This window comes from Bacillus sp. EKM208B, from assembly GCF_011800725.1.
Lineage (GTDB): Bacteria > Bacillota > Bacilli > Bacillales > Bacillaceae > Bacillus > Bacillus velezensis.
In genome coordinates this window covers 237,480-262,150 of sequence record NZ_JAANHO010000006.1, presented here as the reverse complement: position 1 = coordinate 262,150, position 24,671 = coordinate 237,480, and the positions used below count along the sequence as shown (strand labels likewise).

General features: G+C 46.7%; 27 protein-coding genes, 1 pseudogene and 1 riboswitch. Of the genes and pseudogenes, 9 read left to right on the top strand and 19 right to left on the bottom strand.

Annotated features, from left to right (window positions below):
• Window positions 1–61: 61 nt before the first annotated feature.
• From metQ to G9F75_RS13170, 12 genes are all read right to left on the bottom strand, one after another.
• Window positions 62–877 (bottom strand): methionine ABC transporter substrate-binding lipoprotein MetQ, encoded by an 816-nt coding sequence (metQ, locus tag G9F75_RS13225; RefSeq protein WP_014418825.1) that lies wholly within the window; start codon window positions 875–877, stop codon window positions 62–64.
• A 13-nt stretch (window positions 878–890) separates the two neighbouring features.
• The gene (locus G9F75_RS13220) at window positions 891–1,559 is read right to left on the bottom strand and encodes a methionine ABC transporter permease (protein ID WP_014418826.1); all 669 of its coding nucleotides are present in this window, start codon (window positions 1,557–1,559) and stop codon (window positions 891–893) included.
• Window positions 1,552–2,577, bottom strand: coding sequence for a methionine ABC transporter ATP-binding protein MetN (gene metN / locus G9F75_RS13215; protein WP_003151850.1), 1,026 nt, complete (start codon window positions 2,575–2,577; stop codon window positions 1,552–1,554). Before metN ends, G9F75_RS13220 begins: the two co-directional genes overlap by 8 nt.
• Window positions 2,578–2,682: 105 nt before the next feature.
• A riboswitch (SAM riboswitch) is annotated at window positions 2,683–2,789 on the bottom strand.
• 111 nt (window positions 2,790–2,900) lie between these two features.
• On the bottom strand, window positions 2,901–3,251 hold the full coding sequence (locus tag G9F75_RS13210) for an SCP2 sterol-binding domain-containing protein (protein WP_007410085.1): 351 nt from the start codon (window positions 3,249–3,251) through the stop codon (window positions 2,901–2,903).
• Between the two features lie 96 nt (window positions 3,252–3,347).
• Window positions 3,348–3,668, bottom strand: a complete 321-nt coding sequence (locus G9F75_RS13205) for a thioredoxin family protein (protein WP_003151847.1) — start codon at window positions 3,666–3,668, stop codon at window positions 3,348–3,350.
• 2 nt (window positions 3,669–3,670) lie between these two features.
• Window positions 3,671–4,036, bottom strand: a complete 366-nt coding sequence (locus G9F75_RS13200) for a toprim domain-containing protein (protein ID WP_007410083.1) — start codon at window positions 4,034–4,036, stop codon at window positions 3,671–3,673.
• A 69-nt stretch (window positions 4,037–4,105) separates the two neighbouring features.
• The gene (locus tag G9F75_RS13195) at window positions 4,106–4,342 is read right to left on the bottom strand and encodes a YusG family protein (protein WP_003151845.1); all 237 of its coding nucleotides are present in this window, start codon (window positions 4,340–4,342) and stop codon (window positions 4,106–4,108) included.
• A gap of 54 nt (window positions 4,343–4,396) precedes the next feature.
• Window positions 4,397–4,780 (bottom strand): glycine cleavage system protein GcvH, encoded by a 384-nt coding sequence (gene gcvH, locus G9F75_RS13190; RefSeq protein WP_014418827.1) that lies wholly within the window; start codon window positions 4,778–4,780, stop codon window positions 4,397–4,399.
• Between the two features lie 59 nt (window positions 4,781–4,839).
• Window positions 4,840–5,196 carry an arsenate reductase family protein gene (locus G9F75_RS13185; RefSeq protein ID WP_003151843.1) on the bottom strand — a complete coding sequence of 119 codons (357 nt, stop codon included), beginning with the start codon at window positions 5,194–5,196 and terminating at the stop codon, window positions 4,840–4,842.
• 113 nt (window positions 5,197–5,309) lie between these two features.
• Complete coding sequence (locus tag G9F75_RS13180) at window positions 5,310–7,094, bottom strand: acyl-CoA dehydrogenase family protein (protein ID WP_007613612.1); 1,785 nt, start codon at window positions 7,092–7,094, stop codon at window positions 5,310–5,312.
• A gap of 19 nt (window positions 7,095–7,113) precedes the next feature.
• The gene (locus G9F75_RS13175) at window positions 7,114–8,289 is read right to left on the bottom strand and encodes an acetyl-CoA C-acetyltransferase (protein WP_003151841.1); all 1,176 of its coding nucleotides are present in this window, start codon (window positions 8,287–8,289) and stop codon (window positions 7,114–7,116) included.
• A 10-nt stretch (window positions 8,290–8,299) separates the two neighbouring features.
• Window positions 8,300–10,669 (bottom strand): 3-hydroxyacyl-CoA dehydrogenase/enoyl-CoA hydratase family protein, encoded by a 2,370-nt coding sequence (locus tag G9F75_RS13170; RefSeq protein WP_014418828.1) that lies wholly within the window; start codon window positions 10,667–10,669, stop codon window positions 8,300–8,302.
• 190 nt (window positions 10,670–10,859) lie between these two features.
• On the opposite strand from G9F75_RS13170, the gene G9F75_RS13165 reads away from it, so the two are divergent.
• On the top strand, window positions 10,860–11,000 hold the full coding sequence (locus G9F75_RS13165) for a YuzL family protein (RefSeq protein ID WP_003151836.1): 141 nt from the start codon (window positions 10,860–10,862) through the stop codon (window positions 10,998–11,000).
• Window positions 11,001–11,029: 29 nt separating this feature from the next.
• Here the strand turns inward: G9F75_RS13165 and G9F75_RS13160 are convergent, their stop codons facing one another.
• The gene (locus tag G9F75_RS13160) at window positions 11,030–11,938 is read right to left on the bottom strand and encodes a proline dehydrogenase family protein (RefSeq protein WP_021494006.1); all 909 of its coding nucleotides are present in this window, start codon (window positions 11,936–11,938) and stop codon (window positions 11,030–11,032) included.
• A gap of 89 nt (window positions 11,939–12,027) precedes the next feature.
• On the opposite strand from G9F75_RS13160, the gene G9F75_RS13155 reads away from it, so the two are divergent.
• The 4 genes from G9F75_RS13155 (at window position 12,028) to G9F75_RS13140 (ending at window position 14,845) form a co-directional block, all read left to right on the top strand.
• Window positions 12,028–12,285 carry a hypothetical protein gene (locus tag G9F75_RS13155; protein WP_015418171.1) on the top strand — a complete coding sequence of 86 codons (258 nt, stop codon included), beginning with the start codon at window positions 12,028–12,030 and terminating at the stop codon, window positions 12,283–12,285.
• Window positions 12,286–12,296: 11 nt separating this feature from the next.
• Window positions 12,297–12,629: a spore coat protein gene (locus G9F75_RS13150; RefSeq protein ID WP_014418831.1), complete on the top strand. Its 333-nt coding sequence runs from the start codon at window positions 12,297–12,299 to the stop codon at window positions 12,627–12,629.
• Between the two features lie 138 nt (window positions 12,630–12,767).
• On the top strand, window positions 12,768–13,229 hold the full coding sequence (locus tag G9F75_RS13145) for a MarR family winged helix-turn-helix transcriptional regulator (RefSeq protein WP_003151828.1): 462 nt from the start codon (window positions 12,768–12,770) through the stop codon (window positions 13,227–13,229).
• A 20-nt stretch (window positions 13,230–13,249) separates the two neighbouring features.
• Window positions 13,250–14,845, top strand: a complete 1,596-nt coding sequence (locus tag G9F75_RS13140; protein WP_007410079.1) for an MDR family MFS transporter — start codon at window positions 13,250–13,252, stop codon at window positions 14,843–14,845.
• A 112-nt stretch (window positions 14,846–14,957) separates the two neighbouring features.
• Here the strand turns inward: G9F75_RS13140 and G9F75_RS13135 are convergent, their stop codons facing one another.
• Entirely contained in the window at window positions 14,958–15,845 is an 888-nt protein-coding gene (locus G9F75_RS13135) for a LysR family transcriptional regulator (RefSeq protein WP_014418832.1), read from the bottom strand.
• 121 nt (window positions 15,846–15,966) lie between these two features.
• On the opposite strand from G9F75_RS13135, the gene G9F75_RS13130 reads away from it, so the two are divergent.
• Both G9F75_RS13130 and G9F75_RS13125 read left to right on the top strand, forming a co-directional pair.
• The gene (locus G9F75_RS13130; RefSeq protein WP_167409141.1) at window positions 15,967–16,713 is read left to right on the top strand and encodes an acetoacetate decarboxylase; all 747 of its coding nucleotides are present in this window, start codon (window positions 15,967–15,969) and stop codon (window positions 16,711–16,713) included.
• Between the two features lie 13 nt (window positions 16,714–16,726).
• A complete protein-coding gene (locus tag G9F75_RS13125) occupies window positions 16,727–17,767 on the top strand; it encodes a ketopantoate reductase family protein (protein ID WP_021494008.1) in 1,041 nt (346 codons plus the stop codon).
• Window positions 17,768–17,951: 184 nt separating this feature from the next.
• On the opposite strand, the pseudogene G9F75_RS13120 reads toward G9F75_RS13125, so the two are convergent.
• The 4 genes and pseudogenes from G9F75_RS13120 to G9F75_RS13105 form a co-directional block, all read right to left on the bottom strand.
• Window positions 17,952–18,219: pseudogene (locus G9F75_RS13120) on the bottom strand (YusU family protein).
• 2 nt (window positions 18,220–18,221) lie between these two features.
• Window positions 18,222–19,046: an ABC transporter ATP-binding protein gene (locus tag G9F75_RS13115; protein ID WP_014418835.1), complete on the bottom strand. Its 825-nt coding sequence runs from the start codon at window positions 19,044–19,046 to the stop codon at window positions 18,222–18,224.
• Between the two features lie 155 nt (window positions 19,047–19,201).
• Window positions 19,202–19,639, bottom strand: coding sequence for a YusW family protein (locus tag G9F75_RS13110; RefSeq protein ID WP_017418952.1), 438 nt, complete (start codon window positions 19,637–19,639; stop codon window positions 19,202–19,204).
• A gap of 118 nt (window positions 19,640–19,757) precedes the next feature.
• On the bottom strand, window positions 19,758–21,539 hold the full coding sequence (locus tag G9F75_RS13105; RefSeq protein ID WP_167409140.1) for a M3 family oligoendopeptidase: 1,782 nt from the start codon (window positions 21,537–21,539) through the stop codon (window positions 19,758–19,760).
• Window positions 21,540–21,671: 132 nt separating this feature from the next.
• Between G9F75_RS13105 and G9F75_RS13100 the strand changes: the two genes are divergently transcribed.
• The gene (locus tag G9F75_RS13100) at window positions 21,672–22,514 is read left to right on the top strand and encodes an oxidoreductase (protein WP_167409139.1); all 843 of its coding nucleotides are present in this window, start codon (window positions 21,672–21,674) and stop codon (window positions 22,512–22,514) included.
• A gap of 89 nt (window positions 22,515–22,603) precedes the next feature.
• Window positions 22,604–23,068: a Dps family protein gene (locus G9F75_RS13095; protein ID WP_007410071.1), complete on the top strand. Its 465-nt coding sequence runs from the start codon at window positions 22,604–22,606 to the stop codon at window positions 23,066–23,068.
• 46 nt (window positions 23,069–23,114) lie between these two features.
• On the opposite strand, the gene G9F75_RS13090 is transcribed toward G9F75_RS13095, so the two are convergent.
• Window positions 23,115–24,476 carry a S1C family serine protease gene (locus G9F75_RS13090; RefSeq protein ID WP_032863908.1) on the bottom strand — a complete coding sequence of 454 codons (1,362 nt, stop codon included), beginning with the start codon at window positions 24,474–24,476 and terminating at the stop codon, window positions 23,115–23,117.
• Window positions 24,477–24,671: the final 195 nt, after the last annotated feature.

Genomic DNA, 24,671 nt, shown 5'->3' with positions numbered 1-24,671 from the left:
TGGACAGTTCTCCGATTAATACCCGAAAAAAACCCCGGATGATTCATCCGGGGTTTTCGTTTTATTCAGATACGGGAAGCACGGCTCCGTCGTATTTTTTCTCAATAAAGTCTTTGATTTTCTTAGAGTGAAGCACTTCCATAAGCGCTTTGATTTTCTCTGATTTTTCGTCACCTTTGCGTACGGCGATGATGTTTGCGTACGGGTTGTTTTTCGTTGATTCCACTTCAATCGCATCTTTTAACGGATTCAGTTTGTTTTGAATCGCATAGTTGACGTTAATGAAGACTGCATCGCCTTCTTCTTCATTATATGCTTTCGCCGTTAATTCAGGGGCGATTTTTTTGAATGTCAGGTTTTTCGGGTTTTTCGTAATGTTTTTCGTAGTGGCTTCAATCGTTTTTACCTTCGGATCAAGTGTGATCAGTCCGGCTTTTTCAAGCATCGCCAGCATACGGCCTTGTTCAGCGACATTGTTCGTCATGATGATGGTCGCGCCTTTAGGCAGGTCTTTCAGTGATTTGTATTTTTTCGTGTAAATTCCGAATGGCTCAAGGTGAACGGCTCCGGCATTCACGAGTTTGTAATCTTTATTTTCTTTCATTTCCTGTTCAAGGTAAGGAACGTGCTGGAAGAAGTTCGCATCCACTTCATTATCAGCTAACGCTTTGTTGTACATTTTGTAATCGTTCAGCACTTTTACTTTTAATGTGTAGCCTTTTTCCTTCAAGAGCGGTTCCGCTTCTTTTAAGATTTCAGCATGCGGTGTTTTTGTCGCGGCGACGACGATTTCCTTTTTATTTGAGCCGTTTGACCCGCAGGCGGCCAAAACTCCCGCGAACACAAGCAGCAGCGCACTTAATACAATCTTTTTCAATGTAAATCCTCCCTTATCTTTTGTCTATTATATTTGTAATTACATCACCGATAATCTGAATGATAAAGACGATGATGAGTATAAATACTGTCGCTACAAACGTTACATCCGTATTATTGGACTGGTAGCCTTCTACATATGCAAGGTTTCCGAGTCCGCCTGAACCGATGGCGCCGGCAATGGCGGTAGATCCGATCAGGGCGATGGCCGTAACGGTGATGCCTGAAATTAACGCAGGCATTGATTCAGGAATCAGCACTTTGAAGATAATCGTCGATGTCTTTGCTCCCATTGATCTGGCAGCTTCAATGACTCCTTTATCGACTTCCCGCAGCGCAATTTCCGCAAGACGGGCGTAAAACGGCGCGGAGCCGATAATCAGCGCCGGCAATGCGGCGTTCGGTCCTAAAATCGATCCGACCAAAATCTTAGTAAAGCCTAGAAGCAGAATAATTAAAATAAGAAACGGAATAGACCTGAAAATATTAACGACCGCCGCAATCACGGTGTTAATGAGTTTATTTTCCCATAAACTTCCCTTGCCCGTTAAAAAGAGCAGAAGACCGAGAATCGCTCCGATGATAAATGAAAAAACTAATGCGATGACCGTCATATAAAGGGTCTCGTATGTGGCCGTCCACAGCTCGGTTATATCAACGTTCGGGAACCATTTTTCAAACATTTGTGATCACCTCTGCTTCTACCTGTTTGTCTTTGATGAACCGGATCACGTTTTCTACTTCTTTTTCCTGACCGTCAATATGAATGAATAAAGAACCGTAGGCTCCGTCCTTCGTCTGTGAAATTTTCCCCTGCAGAATATTGACGTCCACATCAAAGTTTCGGATCATTTCCGTAATGAGGGGCTGCTCGGCGGCCTGCCCGACAAATGAAAGCTGAATCGTTTTTCCTGTCGCTGTTTCCTGCAGAAAATGCTGGATGGTTTCTTTCGTCTCCTCCGGTTCTGTCACCTGCTGAACGAAACGCTTAGTCATCGGTTCGCGCGGGTTTCTGAAAACTTGGAGTACTTCGCCTTCTTCAACGACTTTCCCGTTTTCCATGACGGCGACTCTGTTGCAGATTTTTCGGATGACGTGCATTTCATGGGTAATGAGCACGATCGTCAGACCGAGTCTGTCATTTATATCGGATAAAAGATCCAAAATTGAATCGGTCGTCTGCGGATCGAGCGCTGATGTCGCTTCATCGCACAGAAGGACTTTCGGATTATTGGCGAGCGCCCGGGCGATGCCGACACGCTGCTTTTGACCGCCGCTCAGCTGCGACGGATAAGATTTTTCTTTCCCCTCTAATCCGACCAGTTTAATCAATTCATCGGCGCGGCGGACCCGTTCGCTTTTTTTCACGCCGGCGATTTCCAGCGGAAACATAATGTTCTCCCGGACGGTGCGCGACCACAGAAGGTTAAAATGCTGGAAGATCATGCTGATTTCCTGGCGCGCTTTTCTCAGCCCGCGGCTGCTTACTTTATTTAATTCCGTCCCCGCGACTTCCACGGTTCCCGACGTCGGCTTTTCAAGGCCGTTCAGGAGACGGATTAAGGAACTTTTACCAGCTCCGCTATATCCTATAATTCCAAATATTTCGCCCTTTTTGATATCAAGAGTGACATCTTGGACAGCATTGACATCCCCATGCTTCGCTTTGTAAATTTTTGAAACATTTTGAAGATGGATCAAAGCAATCACCCGCCTTACACTATTCTAAGAAATCTTCCGGGTTTCTCCGCAAAAGAAAAGCCTTTCTGCAAAAATGAGCAGAAAGGCTTATTGAAAAAGGCCTTTCTCTCATCTTTCAAAGCAGACCGCTTCGAGTGAATTGGCACCATTTCAACATCGTTGATGGTTGCCGGGCTTCATAGGGCACTTCCCTCCACCTCTCTTGATAAGAGAAAACATATCGTATTTTCGTCCGGAAATTCTTACTGTAGAATAGCACGGCGAATGATAAAAAGTCAATAAAATAAATATTGGAAGCTATTGTCACATAGTAGATTGGCAGTTTAAGGCCGTTTACTGATCGCCTGAAAAAATCCGTTTGTCAGCCAGAGGATGGCCTCCAGCTTCAGCAGAGCTCTGAATGATCCTTTCACTTTGAGTTTTCCGCTTTGGATAAGCTTTTGCAAAGAGACATCACCATGAAGGAGATGGATGATTTCCGTCTGGTTTCCGTAGAAGGTCAAATTAGATTTTTCCTTTGAAACCGACGTTTTTCTCATTTCTCCCTGTCCGTTAATTGAGACCGTTAAGGCTTCTGTTTCTCCTTGGAATGTAATCAGCAGAGTTGAGGCGTTTAATAGCGGTTTCAAAAACAGATGCTGTCCGTCATTCTCTGAAACTTCTATTTTCTCCACTCGTATAACCTCCCGTTTTAATGGCCATACATACACTTTCTCTTTTTAACGGACAGAACCCTTTATAAACCGCACGACATTTTCCTGTAAATATTGTCACATCGGGAACGTTTGCGATGTTTTTTGTTTAATCAGCTCATATAAATAGGAAACGGAGCGGAAGGCGTATCCTTTCTCAACAAGCTCTCCGCCTTTAAACAGCAAAAAGCACGGAACGCTTTCAATCTGATAGGCTTTGGCGAATGCGGGGGAATAATTCACGTTGTTTTTATAGAAGGCAGCGCCGGGCAGCATTTCTTCAACGACAGTAAGCATTTTGGACGCCAGCTGGCATGTGCCGCAAAACGGGGTGTACAAATACAGGAGATAAACGTCATCCTGAATCGATTCGAGTTCATTTTCTTGGAGTTCTTTCATGGTTACCACCTCAGGTCGTTCTTTTTCAAAAATACAGTGTCAGCATCAAAGCCGGCTCTGATCAGCACAGATGCGAGATGATGGCCCGGGCATGACTCGACTTGCCTGTATGTTCTGTCTATATAAATATGGCGCGCTTCGGGAAGCTCCCGTTTCAGCTGTTTTCTTAATTTTTCTCCGGAGTCATCTGCGTCCGTTAAAATATAGACGTCTCTGTCAAACAGGCGGTCCGCCAAATCTTCCAGTTCGGTTTGGCCGATTGTTCCGTTAGTACAGACGATTTCCGCGGGTTCGATGAGCACTTCCCTGACTTTGATTTTATCAGATTTTCCTTCTACGATAATGACCTTTTCATCTCCGTTGTACATAAGCGCGTCACCTGCCGATTGTTTTAGCGTCAGATTGAAAAAGAAGGCAGTGAAATTCACCGCCAACTGTTAACACCAGCCATTCTCATAATCGCAATCGACATATTTCGGATCGCTGCCGTTTATGACATCGGCTGTTTTATAAAATTTTTGATTTTCAAATGAAAAGCCCTGTTTGAGCTCGTACTGGTCCATGCCTGTCATCTCGCCGATGGCTTCATTTTCATGAAACAAGGAAAACCGGCCGTTTTGAAAGCGGCCCGTAACGTTCTCCGTCACATCGACCTTTTGTTTATCAAAAGCCATTTTAGACACCTCCCGTTACAGATAGAATGTCCAAATGGCCCCTTTGCTATCCGATCAGTCTTCCTGTGTCATTTCGTCATATTGCTCGGAAGTCATGAGGTTTTCGATTTCTTCAGCATCAGCCGGTTCCACGACGATCATCCACGCTTTTTCATACGGAGACTCGTTTACGAATTCAGGACTGTCATCAAGGTCTTCGTTCACTTCCGTCACCGTTCCGTTAATCGGTGCGTACAGTTCGGATACGGTTTTGACGGATTCCACGCTGCCGAATGGCTCGTCCGCTTTAATTTCGGCGCCGACTTCCGGAAGCTCGACAAAGACGATGTCGCCAAGTTCGGCTTGCGCGAAATGTGTAATCCCGATACGGGCTTTTCCGTCCTCAACTTTGACCCATTCGTGCTCTTTGGAATAACGCATTTCTTTCGGTGTGCTCATCTAAATCCCTCCATTTTTTTCTTATAATAAGAAGATACCATAATTCTTTGAACCTGGCATTACATCCAATATTTTTCGAATTGGTCTTCTTTAAAGCCGACAGTGACTTTTTCGCCGTCTGTCGTAATCGGGCGTTTCAGGAGCATACCGTCTGATGCCAGGAGTTCAAGCTGTTCGTCCTCTGACATATGGTACAGTTTTTCCTTTAAGTTCAGCTCGCGGTATTTCATTCCGCTCGTGTTGAAAAACTTTTTGAGCTCAAGACCGCTCTTCTCATAGAGGTCTTTAATTTCTTCTTTCGACGGAGTTTCCTCCGCGATATGTATTTCGTTTATTTCCTTACCGCGGTCTTCCAGCCATTTTTTCGCATTACGGCACGTTCCGCATTTAGGGTACCAGTAAAAATTTAACGACATCTTCTTCACCCCTTGTAAATGATCGTCGTTATTTTAACACAATCACTTGTAAAAACCTATAACGTTGCTTCATGAAAAAGCGCCCCTGATGAAGGAGCGCTTTCAGCATGTGATCAGACCGTATATTTTTCTTCACGGAAGACGGCGGCTGCCGCTTCACGTTTTTTCTGAATGAGGTTTTTCGGCGTCAGGCGCGTCAGTTTGCGCAGCACGGAAAGCATCATGCGGAGGGAATCTCCTTCCTCCATGGCGATCAGTGATTCTTTGGCGTGCGCTTCAATGTTCTGAAGGGCTTCCTGAGCAAAGATTTCCGTATATAACAGCTTCTGCGCGGCTTTTTCGGCACCGTCCGCCGCAATTGCTTTTTCCGTTCTGAGGACGGCAGATTCCAAAGCGTAAAGCGCGCTGACAATATCGGCAATGTTCACCATGATTTCCTGCTCGCCTTCGATCTCTTTGCCGTATTTCTGCGCCGCGAGACCCGCTGTCAAGAGGGCGATCTTTTTCGCCTGTCTGACAATGTATTTTTCCTGTTCAAGAGGTTCTGAGCCCGGCTCTTCAGGCATCAGCATCATGAGTTCTTCTTGGAGCGCTTTTGCTTTTTCAAAGAGCGGCAGCTGACCTTTTACGGCTTTTTTCAGGAACGTGCTCGTTACGATCAGGCGGTTGATTTCATTTGTGCCTTCAAAAATTCTGTTGATTCTTGAGTCGCGATAAGCGCGCTCCACTTCATATTCCTGCATAAATCCGTAACCGCCGTGAATTTGAACGCCTTCATCGGCAATGTAATCAAGCGTTTCAGAACCGCACATTTTGTTGAGCGAGCATTCAATCGCGTACTCGGCGATTGACTTCGCGACTTCGCGTCCGTCTTTTTGCTCCTCTTCCGTCAGTCTGCTCATATTATCTTCGAATAAGCCCACTGTTCTGTATACAGAGCTCTCCATGGCGTAAAGCCGCGCTGACATCGTCGCAAGCTTTTCCTGAGTGAGCGTGAAGCTTGAGATCGGCGTTTTAAATTGCCGGCGCTGGTTTGCATAAGCGGCGGACAGCTCAATCACCCGTTTTGAAGCGCCGATTGTGCCGACGGCAAGCTTGTAGCGCCCGATATTCAGGATATTAAAGGCGATGACATGGCCTTTTCCGATTTCGCCGAGAAGGTTTTCTTTCGGGACTTCCGCCTGATCTAAAATCAGTGTTCTTGTCGATGAACCCTTAATCCCCATTTTTTTCTCTTCCGGTCCCGTTGACACGCCCGGATAGTTCTTTTCTACGATAAATGCGGAAAACTTATCTCCGTCCACTTTAGCGTAGACGACAAAGACATCTGCAAAGGCGGAGTTTGTAATCCATTGCTTTTCTCCGTTAAGAATATAGTGTGTGCCCGCTTCATTCAAAACAGCCGTGGTTTTCGCGCCGAGGGCATCTGAACCTGAACCGGGCTCAGTTAAGGCGTATGCCGCGATTCTTTGCCCTGAAGCCAAGTCCGGCAAATAGGTTTTTTTCTGTTCTTCCGTTCCGAAGAACACGATCGGCAATGAGCCGATCCCGACGTGAGCGCCGTAAGACAGCGAAAAGCTGCCGGCACGTGAAAACTTTTCCGTAATGAAGGCTGAACTGATTTTATCCAGGCCGATGCCGCCGTACTCTTCAGGCACGTCTGCTCCGAGGAGGCCGAGATCTCCGGCTTTTTTCAGCAGTCTGACCGAATGCTCGAACTGATGGTTTTCAATTTCATCGATATATGGAAGCACATCGTTTACGACGTAGTCTTCTGTCGTTTTGCCGATCATTTTATGTTCGTCTGTAAAGTCCTCCGGAGTGAATATTTGATCATATCCCGTCTCTTCAATCAGAAAGCTGCCGCCTTTTTTGACGTTGACCGTTTCCTGTTTCATGCTTCGTTTCCCCCTTGTTTTAAATGAGCTCAAATACGCCGGCAGCGCCCATGCCGCCTCCGATGCACATCGTCACCACGCCGAATTGCTCGTTTCTCCGTTTCATTTCATGAATGAGTGACAGGGTCAGCTTCGTTCCCGTGCATCCGAGCGGATGTCCGAGCGCGATGGCGCCTCCGTTGACGTTCACCTTTTCTTCATCTATCCCAAGCGATCTGATGACTTGAATGGCCTGTGAAGCAAAGGCCTCATTCAATTCAAAAAGCCCGATATCCTGCAATTCGAGTCCGGCAAGCTTGAGCGCCCGCGGGATGGCTTCAATCGGACCGATCCCCATTACCTCAGGCGGAACGCCCCCTACGGCAAAGGAACGGAATTTGACAAGCGGCGCCAATCCGAGCGACGATGCTTTTTCGCGATCCATCAGCATGACAGCCGCCGCGCCGTCACTTGTTTGTGAAGAGTTCCCGGCCGTCACGGTTCCCGTTTTAGAAAAAGCCGGACGGAGCTTCGCCAAGACGTCAGCCGATGTGCCGGGACGAACGCCTTCATCTTGTGAAAAGGTAAATTGTTTTTTCCGCGGCTTATGGTCATCACCGACTTCTGTCAGCGATACTTCAACCGGCACGATTTCGTCATTGAATTTGCCTTCTTTAAGGGCTTTTGCGGCATTCTGATGGCTGCGGACGGCAAATGCATCCTGGTCTTCTCTGGATACGCCGTACGTTTCGGCGACCTGCTCCGCTGTGTGCCCCATGCTCATGTAATACTCAGGCGCATGCTCCGCCAAAGCGATATTCGGCCGTGTCACATGCCCCATCATCGGAACTTGCGACATGGATTCCGCACCGCCCGCAATGACGGTGTCACCCGCGCCGATCATGATTTTTTCAGCACCGTAAGCGATGGATTGGAGCCCGGAAGAGCAGTAGCGGTTCACCGTAATGGCCGGCACCGTATGAGGAAGCCCCGCCAGCGCACCGATATTCCGCGCCATATTTAATCCTTGTTCGGCTTCAGGTGTTGCACAACCGATAATTAAGTCATCGATGTTTCCTTCATAGCCGCCTGCCCGTTTCAGCGTTTCTTTTACACAAAGCGCGCCTAAATCATCAGGACGAACGGCTGCAAGCGATCCTTTTTTCGCTTTACCGACCGGGGTTCTCGCACCGGCCACAATGACTGCTTCTCTCATAAACACCCTCCTAGTTCCGTAAAGGTTTGCCTTTGACGAGCATATGCTGCATTCTCGCTTGAGATTTCGCCTCGCCAGCGAGGCTTAAAAAGGCTTCTCTTTCAATCTCGAGTAAATATTCTTCTGAAACCTCCGTGCCGAACGGGACTCTTCCGCCGGCAATGACATGGGCCAGCTTCTTCGCAATCTTCATATCGTGATCGGATAAATAACCCGACCGTCTCATTTGGTCTGCTCCGAGCAGTAATGCCGCACAGCCGGTTTCTCCGGTGACTTTCACTTTTTTGCGGGCAGGCGGGCGGTATCCGCTGTCATATAAGGAAGCAGCCAGCTGTTTCGCATCGTGCAGCAGGTGATCCTGATTCATGCTGACACGGTCTGCCGCGGACAAAATCTGCATATCACGGGCTTCGTGTGCCGAACCGGACACTTTGGCAAGCGCGATTGTTTCGAAGGTTTTAATGGCCGCGTCCATCAGTTCACTTCCGCCGTTCAAATAATTCATGTACAGCTCTTTGTTTCCTCCGCCGCCCGGAATAAGGCCGACGCCGGTTTCAACAAGACCCATATACGATTCGCTCGCCGCCTGAACGCGTGCCGCCGGGAGACAGACTTCCGTGCCGCCGCCGAGTGTCATCCCGAATGGCGCCGCGACAACGGGTTTAGCGCTGTATTTGATGTTCAGCATCGTCTGCTGAAAACGGCGGATGACAAAATCGACTTCCATGAAGTTATCATCCTGAGCTTCCATCAAAATCATCGCAAGGTTTGCCCCCGCGCAGAAATGTCTGCCTTGGTTTCCGATGACAAGTCCTTTATAATTCCGCTCGGTTTCCTCAAGCGCATTGTCAATCATCTGAATAATGTCTAAGCCGATCGCGTTGCTTTTCGTATGAAATTCCAGCAGCGCGACATCATCGCCGAGATCAATCAGACTTGCGCCGCTGTTTTTAGTGATAACGCCTTTTGTTTCTTTTAACGTTTGCAGGCTGATCCGTTTCGGATTTTCTTTCACAGCCCTGTATTGGCCGTCTGAATAGTAAAATGGTGTTCCGTTTTCCTTCATATAAAATGTTTCATGGCCCTGATCAAGCATATCTTTCACCCAGCCGGGGATTTCTGCGCCTTCTTCTTCGAGCCGCTCCGCTGATTTTCTGACGCCGATGGCATCCCACATCTCAAACGGGCCGAGCTCCCATCCGAAGCCCCATTTCATGGCGTCGTCAATCGCTTTGATATCATCAGCGATCTCACCTAAAAGCCGGGCTGAGTATAAGAGTGTTTGCGATGTAATATTCCAAAGCAGGCGTCCGGCGCGGTCATCGGAGTATATAAGCGCTTTCATTTTGCCTTTGGCACCCTTTGCCTGTTTGGCGGCTTCTAACGCGGGCGTCTTCATTTTCGAGCGCTCACCGTATGTCATGGTCAGCGGATCGAGTTCATATATTGTTTTACCTTCTTTTTTGTAAAAACCTTGGCCTGATTTGCTGCCCAGCCAATTGTTTTTCAGCATGTCATTCATAAATTCAGGAAGCTTAAACATGTCTTTTTCAGCACCGTCGGCTTTATCATACACATTTTTTGCCACATGGGCGAAAGTATCAAGCCCCACAACGTCAAGGGTTCTGAAGGTCGCGCTTTTCGGTCTGCCGATCAAAGGCCCGGTCACCGTGTCCACCTCGCCGATGCGGCAGCCGGAAGAAAGCATTTCTCTTACCGTGACCAGCAGGCCGTACGTACCGATGCGGTTGGCGATAAAGTTAGGCGTGTCTTTCGCGATGACGACACCTTTCCCGAGCGTGTTTTCTGCAAATGAAGTCATAAACTCCAGCACGTCAGGATCTGTTTCCTGAATCGGAATGATTTCCAGAAGCTTTAAGTAGCGGGCCGGATTAAAGAAATGGGTTCCTAAGAAATGGGCTTTAAAATCGGCAGATCGGCCTTCCGCCATTTTTGTGACGGAGATACCGGACGTATTGCTCGACACGATGCTTCCCGGTTTCCGGTATTCATCAACGAGTGAGAAAATCTGTTTTTTTACGTCAAGATTTTCGACGACGACTTCAATAATCCAATCAGCATCCTTTAATTGAGCTGCGTCATCTTCCAAATTCCCCGCAGTTATATAGTCGAGATTGGCAGCCGAAGTCAGCGGCGCCGGTTTTTGCTTCAGCAGCTTTTGCATGGCCGATCGGCTCAGCCTGCTGCGGACCTCCGGGCTTTCTAATGTCAGCCCTTTTTTCATCTCATCCTTTGTCAGCTCGTTTGGCACAATATCAAGCAGCAGGACGGGAATTCCGATGTTAGCCAAGTGCGCGGCAATTCCGGACCCCATGACGCCTGATCCGAGAACGGCTGCTTTCTTTATAAACTTGTGCATGAGTCATCCCCCTTGAACTTTGAATGAATAGTCATTCATTTTTTCGGCAAAAAAAATGAAACCCTTTTCTTCTTTCATCTTAAAAGATTTTCAGGATGACTTCAATAGCAAATATGGAATTTTTTTAAATTTTTCGGCTTCCGCATGTTCCATGGCGCGGGCGGGAAACTTAAACCCGGAGGTGAAGGGAATGGTGCGAGGGAGAAAAGATCCGTCTTCTGCCGCAGTGAGCGCGGCCAGCATGAAAGGAAATGCGGGACCGAAGCAAAAATACGGCGGCGGCAAACGGACGAGCCAAAATCAGCAATATAAAAAAGACAACATGGAATAACATGCTGCGGCTGCTTTTTGGAGCAGCCGTTATTTTTTGAAGATCCCTTTCAGCACAAACGCCGCGTTTGCCGGGCGCTCGGCGATTCTTCTCATCAGGTACCCGTACCAATCGGTTCCGTACGGGACATACACCCTCATCCTGTATCCTTCTTCGGCAAGCTCCTTCTGGCGCTCCGTTCTGATGCCGTACAGCATTTGGAATTCAAACTGCTCCCGGGGAATTTGATGTTCGCTTATGAGTGTTTTCGTATAAGAAATGATGTCATCGTCATGAGTCGCCACCGCCGTTTCATGGCCGCTCAAAAGCTGCAGCTTAATCAGCTGCTGAAAATGAAGATCGGTTGCTTTTTTATCAGGGAATGCAACGGCCGCCGATTCTTTATAAGCGCCTTTTACAAGCCTGAGCCGCGGCTTGTATGGCATCAGACCGCTGATGTCTTCAGCTGCCCGGTACAAATAAGCCTGAATGACGGTGCCGAGCATCGGGAAATCCGGCTTGCACCGCTTATACAGCTCGAGTGTACGGCCGCATCTTGAATAGTCCTCCATATCAATCGTTACAGGCACGCAGCGTTCTTTTGCCTCCGTCAATATGTCTCTGACATGCTGTTCCGCGAGCTTCTCGGAAATATCCAGACCGATGGATGTTAATTTCAGAGACAGCTCACAATCCAGTTGATTCTCGGCAATCGCCCTGATTGCTTTTTTACATTCTTCCGCCGTCCTTTTCGCATCCTTCTCTGAACCCGCATATTCACCTAGATAATCAATCGAAGCCGACAGCCCTTTTTGGTTCAGCCGCTTTACCGTTTTCACAGCTTCTGTGAGTGTTTCCCCTGCAACGAACCTTCCCGCGCCGAAGCGGATTCCGTAAGCCTGGGCGAATTTTGTAAGCATTTTATTTTTCGACAAAAATAAACATATGTTCCGCAGCAAGGATGAACTCCCTCCTTTTTCTTTTATTCGTGTATGAAATCCTGATCGCAGAGAAAGCTAAAAAGAACAGAATTGAAGGAGGCGTTTATATGAACAACCAAGAGCAGCACGGAAACTTGCCGCCTGCCGTCATCTCAACGAAAGACCATTTGTATCTTGAGGACATGCTGAACTGGAATCTGCTTGCCATGAAAAAAGCGCATTTTATGGCGGAACATTGCCAGAATCAGACGTTAAAACAAGAGCTTGATCAGATCGGCCGGATGCATCAGAAGCATTATCAGCACATATTGGGCCGCTTGAACCCCGATCAAGGCGGACAGACAACAACAGGCTATATGCAATAGGAGGACAATACATGGAACAGCAAAATCAAAAAATCACGAATCCGCAAACGCCCGTGCCCAATACGGCGCAAATGAATGACAGAGACTTGGTGAATGAGCTGCTGACGACGGAAAAATACATCACGTCTTCATATTGCACAGCCCTGCACGAGTTCAGCCACGAGTCTCTTTATCAAGATATTCAGGCGATTTTCGATGAGTCACAAAAAGCGCAAAGAAGATTATACGATGTGATGTTTCAAAATGGCTGGTATTCCATTGAAGCAGCCGATACCCAAAAGCTTCAGCAATCGTATGAGAAGTTCCGGCAGACCATTCAGCAGCAGTCTCCCTATCAGCAGTAAAACGAAGAAGGATTTGATGTTTTCGACAAGCATCAATCCTTTTTTTATTTTTGCACAAAAAGATTGACTTATCATTAATCCTTATTTATATTTAACTAATGTTAATTATTTTCTCAAGGAACAAGATGAGGAGGAGTTATGAAAAACGCGGATCAATATGTGTCTGACATCCAGAAATCTCTTCAGACGCTGCTGCAAAACATACAGCCTGAAATGGTGGAAAGCATGGCAAAACACGAGGTGACGCCTGCCCAATTATTTGTTTTAGCCAGCCTGAAAAAACACGGGAGCTGCAAAGTTTCCGAAATTGCGGAACGCATGGAGGTAAAACCGAGCGCAGTGACGCTAATGGCCGACCGCCTCGAGCAAAAAGGACTTATCGTCCGCAAACATAACCAGCAGGACAGACGCGTCATCGACATCAGCCTCACCAAAAAAGGCGAAACAAAATTCGAAGATGTTGTGGAAGGACGGAAAGCGATACTGGCGCGAAACCTGTCCGTTCTGACTGACGATGAACTGATTCAGTCCGTGAACATCATCCGCAAAGTAGCGGAAGCCGCCGAGAAATACGCGGCTGATCAAAAAGAAAACGAATAGAATAGAGGAGCTGCCGAAACATGAGCATTGAAAAGAAAGATCCAAAACGCACATTATTAATAACCGGCTTAATCATCGCCATGTTTTTCTCAGCCCTTGACGGCACCATCGTAGGAACGGCGATTCCTAAAATCGTGGGTGACCTCGGGGGATTAAGCATGATGACGTGGCTGACCACGGCATATCTTTTAACTTCGACGACGATCGTTCCGATTGCGGGGAAACTTGCAGATTTATTGGGACGCCGCGTCGTCTATGTGTCAGGTTTATTGATTTTTATGGGAGCTTCCGCACTGTGCGGAATGGCCAGCAACATGACGGAACTGATTATTTTCCGCGGACTTCAGGGAATCGGCGGCGGTGTCATGATGCCGATGGCTATGATCGTCATCGGGGATTTGTTCACAGGAAAACAGCGTGCCAAGTTCCAAGGGCTTTTCGGGGCGATTTACGGGCTTGCTTCCGTGATCGGCCCGCAAATCGGGGGCTGGATTGTTGACTCATTAAATTGGAAATGGGTTTTCTATATCAACCTGCCTGTCGGAATTTTAGCCGTGATCTTTATCGCAAGAGGACTTCAAGGCAGAAAACAGACTGGGCCGATTAACTTTGACATCGCCGGCATTTTCACAATGATCGTCGGAATCGTCAGCCTCCTCCTCGCGCTCAGCTTCGGAGGAAAGGATTACGCATGGGGCTCTTGGCAGATTCTCGGTCTCTTTGCGCTTGCGCTTGCCGGGATTGTCGGATTCATTTTCGCTGAAATCAAAGCAAAGGAGCCGATTCTGCCGATGTACCTGTTTAAAAACAGAACGTTTACCGTACTGAATCTGATCGGCTTTTTCATGAGTATCGGCATGTTCGGCGCCGTTACGTTCGTTCCTTTCTTTATGCAGGGAATTATCGGAGTCAGCGCCACCGCGTCCGGCACGATTATGACGCCGATGATGGTATCTATGATTATCACAAGTATTATCGGAGGCCAGCTGGTTTATAAGATCGGTATTAAACCGCAAATCATGATCGGCATGCTGATCATGGCCGTCGGCTTCTTCTTATTAACGACATTGCAGCTGGATACAAGCAAGCTCGCGGCGACGTGCTATATGGCCGTGATCGGTCTGGGAATGGGGCTCGTCATGCCGCTTCTCACACTCGCTCTGCAAGAAACGTTTTCAAAAGAAGAGCTGGGTGTTGTGACCTCTTCAAGCCAATTTTTCCGGATGATCGGGGGAACGTTCGGCATTACGGTGCTCGGCGCTGTCATGAATGCCAGATCAGGAAGCCTTTTAACCGACAGACTGGTGCCTTACTTAGACTCACTGCCGAAACAGGCAAGTGCTTTTGCCGCCCAGTTTAAAGGTATGATTGACAAGAATCCTGAAGGGCTGCTTCAATCCTTGTTCAGTCAGGAATCGATTAAGCAGATCCCGGCCGCATTTTCTTCCCATATCGTGCCGGTTTTGAAAACGTCACTGATGGATTCGCTTCACAGCGTGTTTTTCACAGGCCTGGCCTTTATCGCTGCCGGATTGATCCTCACGCTGTTTGTTAAATCAATTAAACTGACAAACAAAAAGACAGGCAAACAAGAAGAAAAGGCGAAAGCCGTTTAACAAAGAAAAATCCCGCGGATGCCGCGGGATTTTTTTATATCATCTGGGAATGACCAGTCTTCCGCCTCATTGGAATTGGGGGAAAAATTCAAAAAAATAATGATGAAACCCTTTAATAAACCTTAAACATTTCATAGTTATCTTTATAGTACGACATAATAAAGTCACGAAAATTTCTTATCGAAGAAGATAACAGCTTATGTCTTAACCAAGATAAGCCGACTGGATATGAAGCAGAGTGATCAGTCACTTTTATAAAATTCAGCCCCAATGTTCTGCAAACTGAAATAGGAAGCAACGCAACACCTTGATCCAGCTTTATAATCTCGACCAGTAAATGAGAATCTGCCTCAAATGCAATATTTGGGGTGAAACCGGCTTTCTCACAAAGCGAGGCTGTAAAACCGCTGTACTCTTCATTATTAGCAAGGGTAATAAATGGTTCATCGGCGGCAAGACGTAAAGAAATTTCTGTTTTACCCGTAAATCGGTGGTTTGAGGGCAAAGCCAGAACAATATCTTCATTTACCAGCACACAACTCTCTATCTCTTCATCTTGAATCGGATGACCTGTTATTCCTAAATCAATGTCCCCTTTTTTTAAACTTGTTATGATCTCGCTTTTAACTCCGATTGCTTGGAGAATTTTTGATTGAGGGGAGCGGTTGATATATTCACTCATCAGTCCTGCAAGGAATCTTGGATTGGAAATAGATATTCTGATGGTGTCAGACATTTGATGTTCCTCCAATTGAATTTCCGTTTGTGCATTTTCAATCTCAGTAAAAATCCTGTTTACATGTTTTAAAAGAATTTTCCCTGCTGAACTCAGCTTAATATTTCTGCCTTTTCTCTCAAACAAGGTTGTTCCCAGTTCATTCTCAAGTCTTTTTATAGTGAGACTTAAAGAAGGCTGGGCAATCTTTAATTGTTCTGCTGCTTTAGAAATATGTTCAGTATAGGCAACTGTCTGAAAGTATTTTAGCTGCAGCAATTCCATCTGTCTGCACCCCTCTCATTTATTTCAATAAATATATATATACCTTATTATGTATTAGATTAAATGTAAATGCGGATGTAAGATAATAGCATAGTTAAAGAAAAGGAAAGGGTGTCATTCAATGAAAATTGATGTGAAAGATATAGCAAAAAATTTAAATACGCCACTAACGGCTCCTGCTTATCCTATCCCAACCTATAAATTTGTTAACCGGGAATATCTTAATATTATTTACCGAACGGATGAAAAAGCTTTACGTGCGGCAGTGCCGGAACCTCTTGAAATTACTGAACCTTTAGTGAAATTCGAAGTGATGTGGATGCCCGATGTTTCCGGACTTGGTGCCTATACAGAGGCGGGACAAGTCATCCCTGTCAGCTTTAATGGTGAAGAAGGGGATTATGTACATTCTATGTATGTAGACAATTTCCCGGCTATTGCAAGCGGACGGGAACTTACTGCATATCCAAAGAAATTGGGTGCCCCTAAGCTGTATATAGACTCTGATACTCTTGTTGGCACATTAGATTATGGCAGTCTTCGTGTGGCAGCTGCGACTATGGGATATAAACATTTCGAAATGGACAATGAAAAAGCGAAAAGGGAAATTTGCCGACCTAATTTTATGGTGAAGATTGCTACTGATTACAATGGTGATTTAAGGGTTTGTGATTTGGTGAGAACGCAAATAACGAATATAGAAGTTAAAGGTGCCTGGACTGGACCGGCGCGGCTTCAATTATTTGAACATGCTCTGGCACCGCTTGCAGATTTGCCTGTACTAGAAGTTGTTTCAGCATCTCATATTATTACGGATTTAACCTTAAATGCAGCACAGCCGGTTTATAACTACTTAGAGGAAAAATAAGGAGACGTTTACAATGAGAATTGCAGTTTTAGGAGCAGGTTCTTTAGGAACCATTGTTGGAGCATATCTGTCTGCTGGCGGAATGGATGTCGAATTGATTGATTCATACAAAGAACATGTAGATACTTTAAATCAAATAGGTGCTAAAGTAGTTGGTACAACGGAATTTCAAGCAAAGGTGAAAGCCATTACCCCTGAAAACAAGTCAGGCAAGTATGATTTCATATTACTTCTGACGAAACAATTATATAATGACTCCATTCTTAAGGAGTTACTGCCTTTTTTAAAGGATGACAGTGTAGTATGTTCCTTGCAAAACGGTATACCTGAACAGAAAGTCGCTTCGATCGTTGGTGATGAACGTGTTATTGCAGGTTCTGTTGAATTTGGTGCTACGTTTATTGAACCGGGCGTATCCAGACTTACAACTGAGTATACTCAATTTAAAGAGTACGCTTTTCAAATTGGAGAATTACATGGTGAAACAACAGAAAGAATCCAGCGTATTAAATCGGTTTTAGACCTTATCGGCGGAACACATATTTCCGATAATTTAGTTGGAACGAAGTGGTCAAAATTACTTATCAATAATGCATTCAGTGGTTTATCAGCAGCATTAAACGGAGAATACGGAGACATTCTTGACCATGAAATCGGCATTGTTAGTGCAGTTCATATCGCAGATGAGACGATTAAGGTTGGACACGCCAATGGTGTCAAATTTGCGAAAATGGGCGGCCTTGATATAGAATCTTTGGAATTAAGAAGCGAAAATGATATTCCTGAACGTATCCAAACATTTAGGGCAGCCATGGAACCATCTAGGCTGCTAAGAGCAAGTATGCTTCAGGATCTTGAGAAAAAACGCAAAACTGAAATTGATTATATTAATGGAGTTATTCCCAAAATGGCAGAAGGTACTGGCATTTCAACACCTTTTCATGATTTGGTTGTAGCACAAGTCAAATGTGCCGAGGAATCTCAAACAGTGCCCAATTTTGATACAAATATAAAAGCATTTGAAGAGTTATTACGTATCCGAAAGGAAATGTGATATATAGGAAAGAGAGAAAGGGATTGCTGCGGCGGTCCTTTTTTCTTGGTTCAGCAAGCGGAAGAAATATACGTTAACAAACGGGTGCGTTAGTTACATTAAAGTTCTTCGCTATGAATTGAACGGCGCCTTTCCTTTTCAGAAAAAAAGCTTCCGGCACCTCTCTTTGATGCCGAAAGCTTTTTTATTGTTTTTTTCTGTGTGCTTCATTGAGCTGTTTAATGTGCTGTATCGCAGCTTTGATGCCCTCTTTGGCGTCCGGGTAGGATTGATTCCAATGTTTGACGAGCGGAGGCATGCTTTTTGCGATATGTGTATACAAAATCCACTGCCTGACTTCTTCCTTTACATCCGGGTTTGTTTCACCAAGCAATAGTTCCGTGTATTTTTCAAGCAGGCCGTCCAGCTGCTGCTGAAGTTTCTCTTCCATACCGTTCCCTTCCCTTTTTCATGATTATGACAATCGGGCGGTGAGGGCCGCTTCCTGCACGATACATCTGCCGCGTCCGTGCGGAATGCAAAGCGGCGTGCCGAACAGCGGGTCTTGCGTTACCTGGCAGTTCATCGCAAAGACCTGCTGTACAAGCTCGCAAGTGATGACTTCTTCGGGACGGCCCTCTGCGTAAATCTGTTTATCCTTAATGGCGACCAGATAATGGGCATAACGGCATGCCAGATTGAGGTCGTGCAGCACCATGACGATTGTGCGTTTTTCTTTTTCATTTAATTCAAACAGCAAATCAAGAATTTCAATTTGATGCGTCATGTCGAGATAGGTTGTCGGCTCGTCAAGCAGAATGATATCCGTATCCTGAGCGAGTGTCATCGCAATCCATGCGCGCTGGCGCTGTCCGCCTGACAAGGAATCCACCGGACGGTCGGCCATTTCCTCAAGCTTCGTCGCTTTAAGCGCGTTTGCCACTGCGTCTTCGTCCTCTTTGGACCATTGCTTCAGCCAGCTTTGATAAGGGTATCTTCCCTGCTTCACAAGCTGATGCACCGTCAGGCCTTCGGGAGCTGACGGACTCTGCGGCAAAATAGCGAGCTCTCTTGCCACTTCCTTCGTCGGAAGCTTAGCGATGGCTTTTCCTTCTAAAAGCACAGAACCGCCCCTCGGTTTCATCAGCCGGGCCAATGAACGTAAAAGCGTCGATTTTCCGCAGCCGTTGCTTCCGATCAATACAGTTATTTCGCCTTTTGGAATCGCGACATCCAATTCGTCAATGATAACAGTTTCTCCGTACCCTAAGCTCAGCGTCTCTGTAGAAATTGCACTCATACCGCTAACCGCTCCTTTTTTGAGTTTCCCAACACTATGTATATAAACAAATTGCCTAAACATTCAACGTGAGATCATGATTATATTGTAACAGAAATTAATGACTCTGAATATCATTATCAATTAGTTTTGGGCAAAAAAGCAGCGGACGGCGGTTATTTTTTTATTTCTGTCATTTCTCCGTCGTTCTTTTTCAGTTTCAGATAAAAATGGTCATAGCGGCTGTCTAAATTAAAAGCCGAGAGCACCTGCCGGACGACCTCGCTTTCCTGCATCCGGCTGTTTACGGCAAGTTCTCCGAGGATCATCTTCATTTCATCAAGCGCTTCCTCGCCCTCTCTGTGAACCCCTGAGAGCTTGTCCCGGATGTCCGCCTTTTCATGACCGCTTTTTCTTTCATACAAACCTTCATAGCGGTTATGCTCTCCGGCTCCGTAGCTGACGCGAAGGGAAAAGCTGCTGTAAGGAACCGGCTTCGCGGATGACACGGGTGTGCTGTCTTGTTCCGCTTCCCGTTTTTCTTCATTCAATCGGCAGCCGGCAATCAGCATCAGCGTAAGACATAAAACGCCCGCCGTCCTGAACCATTTCATGCGATTCACTCCCATTCCATTCCGATCGTTTTTAGGTATTTCCAAGGGAGGCGGCTGTCATTCATTAAACAAAAAAGAACCGGAGCGGTAACACTCCGGCCGGTTCATCTCCAGATTATCATTCAGTCAGCTCTAAAAATTCCTGCACATCCTGTACAGCAAGGCGGACCGCGTCTTCCCAAAACGACCGTTCCGTCAGATCCGCTCCAAGGTGCTTCATCGCCAAATCCTCAACAGTCATCGAAGCCGTGTCACACAAAAGCGCGATATATTTTTCTTCAAAATCCGCTTTTTCCCGAAGAGCTCTTGCATATATTCCAAGCGAAAATAAGTAACCGAACGTATACGGAAAGTTGTAAAACGGCACTCCCGTAATATGAAAATGCAGTTTTGACGCCCAGAAATGAGGGTGGTATTCCCCTAATGAATCGCAAAACGCTTCTTTCTGCGCCGCTTCCATCAGTTCATTCAGTTTCTCAGCCGGAACGACGCCCTGCTTGCGCTCTTCATAAAAACGCGTTTCAAATAAAAATCTCGCATGAATATTCATAAACATAGCTACGCTTCTTTGAATTTTATCCTCAAGCAAGAACAGCTTTTCATCCTTTGTTTCCGCTTGTTTCAAAGCGGCGTCGGCGACGATCATTTCCGCAAAGGTCGAGGCTGTTTCAGCGACATTCATAGCGTAGGCTCTGTTCAGCTGCCGCACTTGAAGCATGGCCTCCTGATGGAACGCGTGACCGAGCTCATGCGCCAGCGTCGATACATTCGAAGCGCTTCCGGAAAACGTCATAAAAATCCGGGATTCCCCGCTGTCGGGAAAGCTGGTGCAGAAACCGCCGACCCGTTTGCCGCTGCGGTCTTCCGCTTCTATCCACCGATCGCGGAACGCTTTTTCCGCAAATGCGGACAGCTTTTTGCCAAACGTCGAAAATTGGCTGACGATCAGATTGGCCGCTTCATCAAATGTGTATTCTTTCGGAGCCTCGCCGATCGGCGCGTCCACATCATACCAGTTCAGCCGCTCAAGCCCTAAAAGAGATGCCTTTCGATTCAGGTATTCGGCAAGAGGTTTTTTATGATCTGTAATGACCTGCCACATGACATCCAGCGTTTCTTTTTTCATCCGGTTGATCGCAAGCGGCTCTTCCAAAGCGCTTTTCCAGCCCCGCGCTTTATAGATTTCCGTGCGGAAGCCGGCCAGATGGTTCAGCGTGCTGCCGAAAAGCTCCTCTTCTCCTTTCCAGGCTTCATTAAGCTCTTTGAACACTTGCCGTCTGATGCGGCGGTCCGGGTGCGCCATCATATTTTCCGCTTGGCCGACCGACAGCTCTTTATCCTCAAACGGAATCTTCATTCTGCCGACAGCCGCATTATACAGGTCGCCCCATGCGTGATAGCCGTCAACGGCCAGGCCTTCAATCAGCCTTTCTTCTGAAGCGCTGAGCTTCTCTTTGACCCGGTCTCTTCTCTCATTTAAAACATATGTGAGATCCTGAAGTTCCGGTTTTTGCAGCAGCTCCTCCCAGACCCGCTCGTCAATCCGGGCAAGTGTATCGTCAAGGGTGACCAGAGCGGATTTAAAATCACTGCTCAGCTGATTAATCCGCGCCCTCCATTCATTCGCTTTCTGATCTTGAGTGTTCTGAGCCTGAAGACAGCCGACGAACGCTCCCGCCTGCCTGATCATGATCGCTGACCGTTCAAACCTATCAATCAGATTGATCAGGTCCCGGCTTTCATCCGCATGCGCCGGAACTGTAAACGCTTCAACCGCATGTTGAAAAGCGCTTAGATGCTTTTTGAGCTCTTGTATGTATTGCTGAAACTCTTCCGACCGGCTCCCGCCCTCAAAAATCGAGTTTAAATCCCATGTTTCCTTCAATCCCTCTAATGCCATCTTTTCTTTACCCCTTTCTATCCGAAGCTGACTCCATTATAAAACAATTCTGACATATTTCCGAACGATTTCTCCTTCTTTCCGCGAGATGTTATACACTATGAGATAAGAACAAACGGGGAGGATTATAAGATGAACAGAAAAATTGCCATTGTAACCGGCGCGACGAGCGGATTCGGGCTGCTGACAGCGCTGAAGCTCGCCCGGTCTTATCACGTCATCGCAACAGCCAGACAGCCGGAGAAAGCTGAAATACTGAAAGAGGCCGCCGCTCAAGCGGGTGCATCCGAACATGTTACGGTCGTCTCTTTAGATGTGACAAATGAGCAGTCGGTGTCTGACTTCGGGAACACCATCAGCGGTTTCGGACCGATTGACCTGCTCGTCAATAACGCCGGCACTGCGTACGGGGGGTTTATTGACGATGTGCTGATGGAACATTACAGACAGCAGTATGAAACGAATGTATTCGGTCTGATTCACGTCACAAAAACCGTGCTGCCTTATATGCGGAAACATGGCGGGGCGAAAATCTTCAATATCAGCAGTATCAGCGGACTGACCGGTTTCCCGGCTCTATCTCCGTATGTCTCTTCCAAATTCGCGGTTGAAGGATTTACAGAGTGTCTGCGCCTCGAACTGCTGCCTTTAGGAATTGATGCCGCTTTAATAGAACCGGGCTCCTATAAAACGTCTATTTGGGAGACGTCTCTCTCCAATCATCTTACGGCACCCGCCAAAGATTCGCCCTATTACCGCTATTATCAGCAAATCGAAGCTTACTTCAAAGCCAACGCATCCAAAAGCGGCGATCCTGATGACGTAGCGGAGCTGATTTATCAATTGGCACAAAGGAAACGGCTGAAGAAACTGCGGTATCCGATCGGCAGGGGCGTTAAGCTGGCATTGGCTTTCCGCTCACTCTTCTCGTGGTCCGCCTGGGAATCTGTTGTGAAGAAAAAGCTGTTCACTTAAACCTAAATTATAATTATTATAATTTAGTATTGATTTTTATTTGATACGTGGTATAATTAAATTAACAGATCACAGGGAGGACGATGAATATGAATACACAAAACGCGAAAAAAACTGAAACTCTTGTTGAGAAATCAATGAACACACAATTATCAAACTGGTTTATCCTTTACTCTAAACTGCACCGCTTCCATTGGTATGTAAAAGGCCCTCACTTCTTTACGCTTCATGAAAAATTTGAAGAACTGTATAACGAAGCGGCGGAAACGGCGGATGCTATCGCAGAGCGTCTTCTGGCCATCGGCGGACAGCCTGCGGCGACTTTACACACTTACCTTGAACAAGCTTCCATTACGGATGAAGGCCAGGAAAAAACGGCTTCTGAAATGGTGGAATCACTGGTTCAAGACTATAAACAAATCAGCCGCGAATCAAAATTTGTCATCGGCATCGCCGAGGAACAAAATGACCCGTCAACTGCCGACCTGTTTGTCGGATTAGTTGAAGAAGCGGACAAGCATGTGTGGATGCTGTCAGCCTACTTGGGAGAATGACGAAAAAAGCTGAACCTCAGTTGAAGGTTCAGCTTTTTTTATGCGTTCAGCTTGCGCTTTCGGTTTGTTTCGTTAATGTGACGTTCAGCGTCTTTTTGCTTCCGCTTCTGAGAACTTGAACAGTCGTCTTATCGCCGATTTTCAGCTGGTTATATAAGATCTGTCTGATATCGGCGCTGCTGCCGACATCTTTGCCGTTCAATTGTACAATGACGTCATTTGATTTGATGCCCGCTTTCGCAGCCGGTGAGCCGGATTGCACCTCTTTTACGTAAACACCCTTAGACAGCTGGTCGCCGAACAGTCCGAGCGTGTTTTCCTGATAGGTTTCCGGCACTTGCGACATATCAATCATCTGCACACCTAAAAACGGGCGCTCGACTTTTCCTTTTGCAAGCAGCTGGTCGACTATCGGTTCTACATCATTGCTCGGAATGGCAAAGCCGAGTGACTCCACGCCGCTTTCACTGACTTTCATGCTGTTGATCCCGATAACCTGGCCGCTTGAGTTGATTAACGGGCCGCCGCTGTTTCCGGGGTTAATCGCCGCATCCGTCTGAATCACGTTCATTTCCACCGTGCCTTGGGATGTATCGGCGTCTACCGTTCTGTTCAGCCCGCTGATGACACCTTGTGTGACGGTGCCGGAAAACTGCTGGCCGAGCGGGTTGCCGATGGCAATTACTTTATCGGCAATGCGGAGCTTGGAGGAATCTCCGAAGCTGGCCGCTTTTTTGACATTGGACGAGCTGATTTCCAATACAGCCAAGTCACTGATGGCATCCTTTCCGACAAGCTTTGCCGTTTCGGTTTTCCCATTGTAAAGAGTGACCGACAGTTTGTTCGCACCTTCTACGACATGATTGTTTGTAATGATGTACGCTTTTTCGCCGTCTTTTTTGAAGATGACGCCGGACCCCGTGCCGCTTTCCGTTTCAGAGCTTGAACCGCCGTCAAGTCCGAACTGGCTGCTTTGCGAAGCTTGGTAGTTGGACACTCCCACAATCGCAGGCTCCAAATCTTCTACCATATCCGCTACGCTTGAGGTATTTTTCAAAGGCGTTGACGTAAAATTCGAAGACTGAACTTGTTTCGTATCAGAAACGGCTTCTGTCTTATGCTGCTCACTCGGCAGGTTCGGCACAATGCCAAGCACGAGGCCTCCGCCGATAATACCGCCTAAAATCGGGCTCAGCCAAGCGGCTCTCCGTTTTTTTTCTTTTTTCACGGCAGCCGTTTTTTCAAATTCCGCGCCGGCGGCCGTCTCGTTTTCCGCTTCTTTCGAGACGGGCCCTTCGAGCAGCTCCGGCTCCTGATGGCTGATCCGCTGCTGTTCATTTCTGTTTTGTTCCGTATGTGAAAGATCTGACTGATCGCGGCTTCTGCCGTCATCTCGATGATCATTCATATTCACGCACACTCCTTCAGCATGTTTTCATTCTATCGATTACATATTCATCGCATGTACAAGTTCTATTGTCCCAATAATAAGGAGAAAAGCAAAGCTCCAAAACAAAATGTGTTTAAACATGTTATCTTCCCCGCTTTTTTTCTTCCTTTCTTCCCTTATACACATCATAAACAAACATTGTGGGATAAAAAT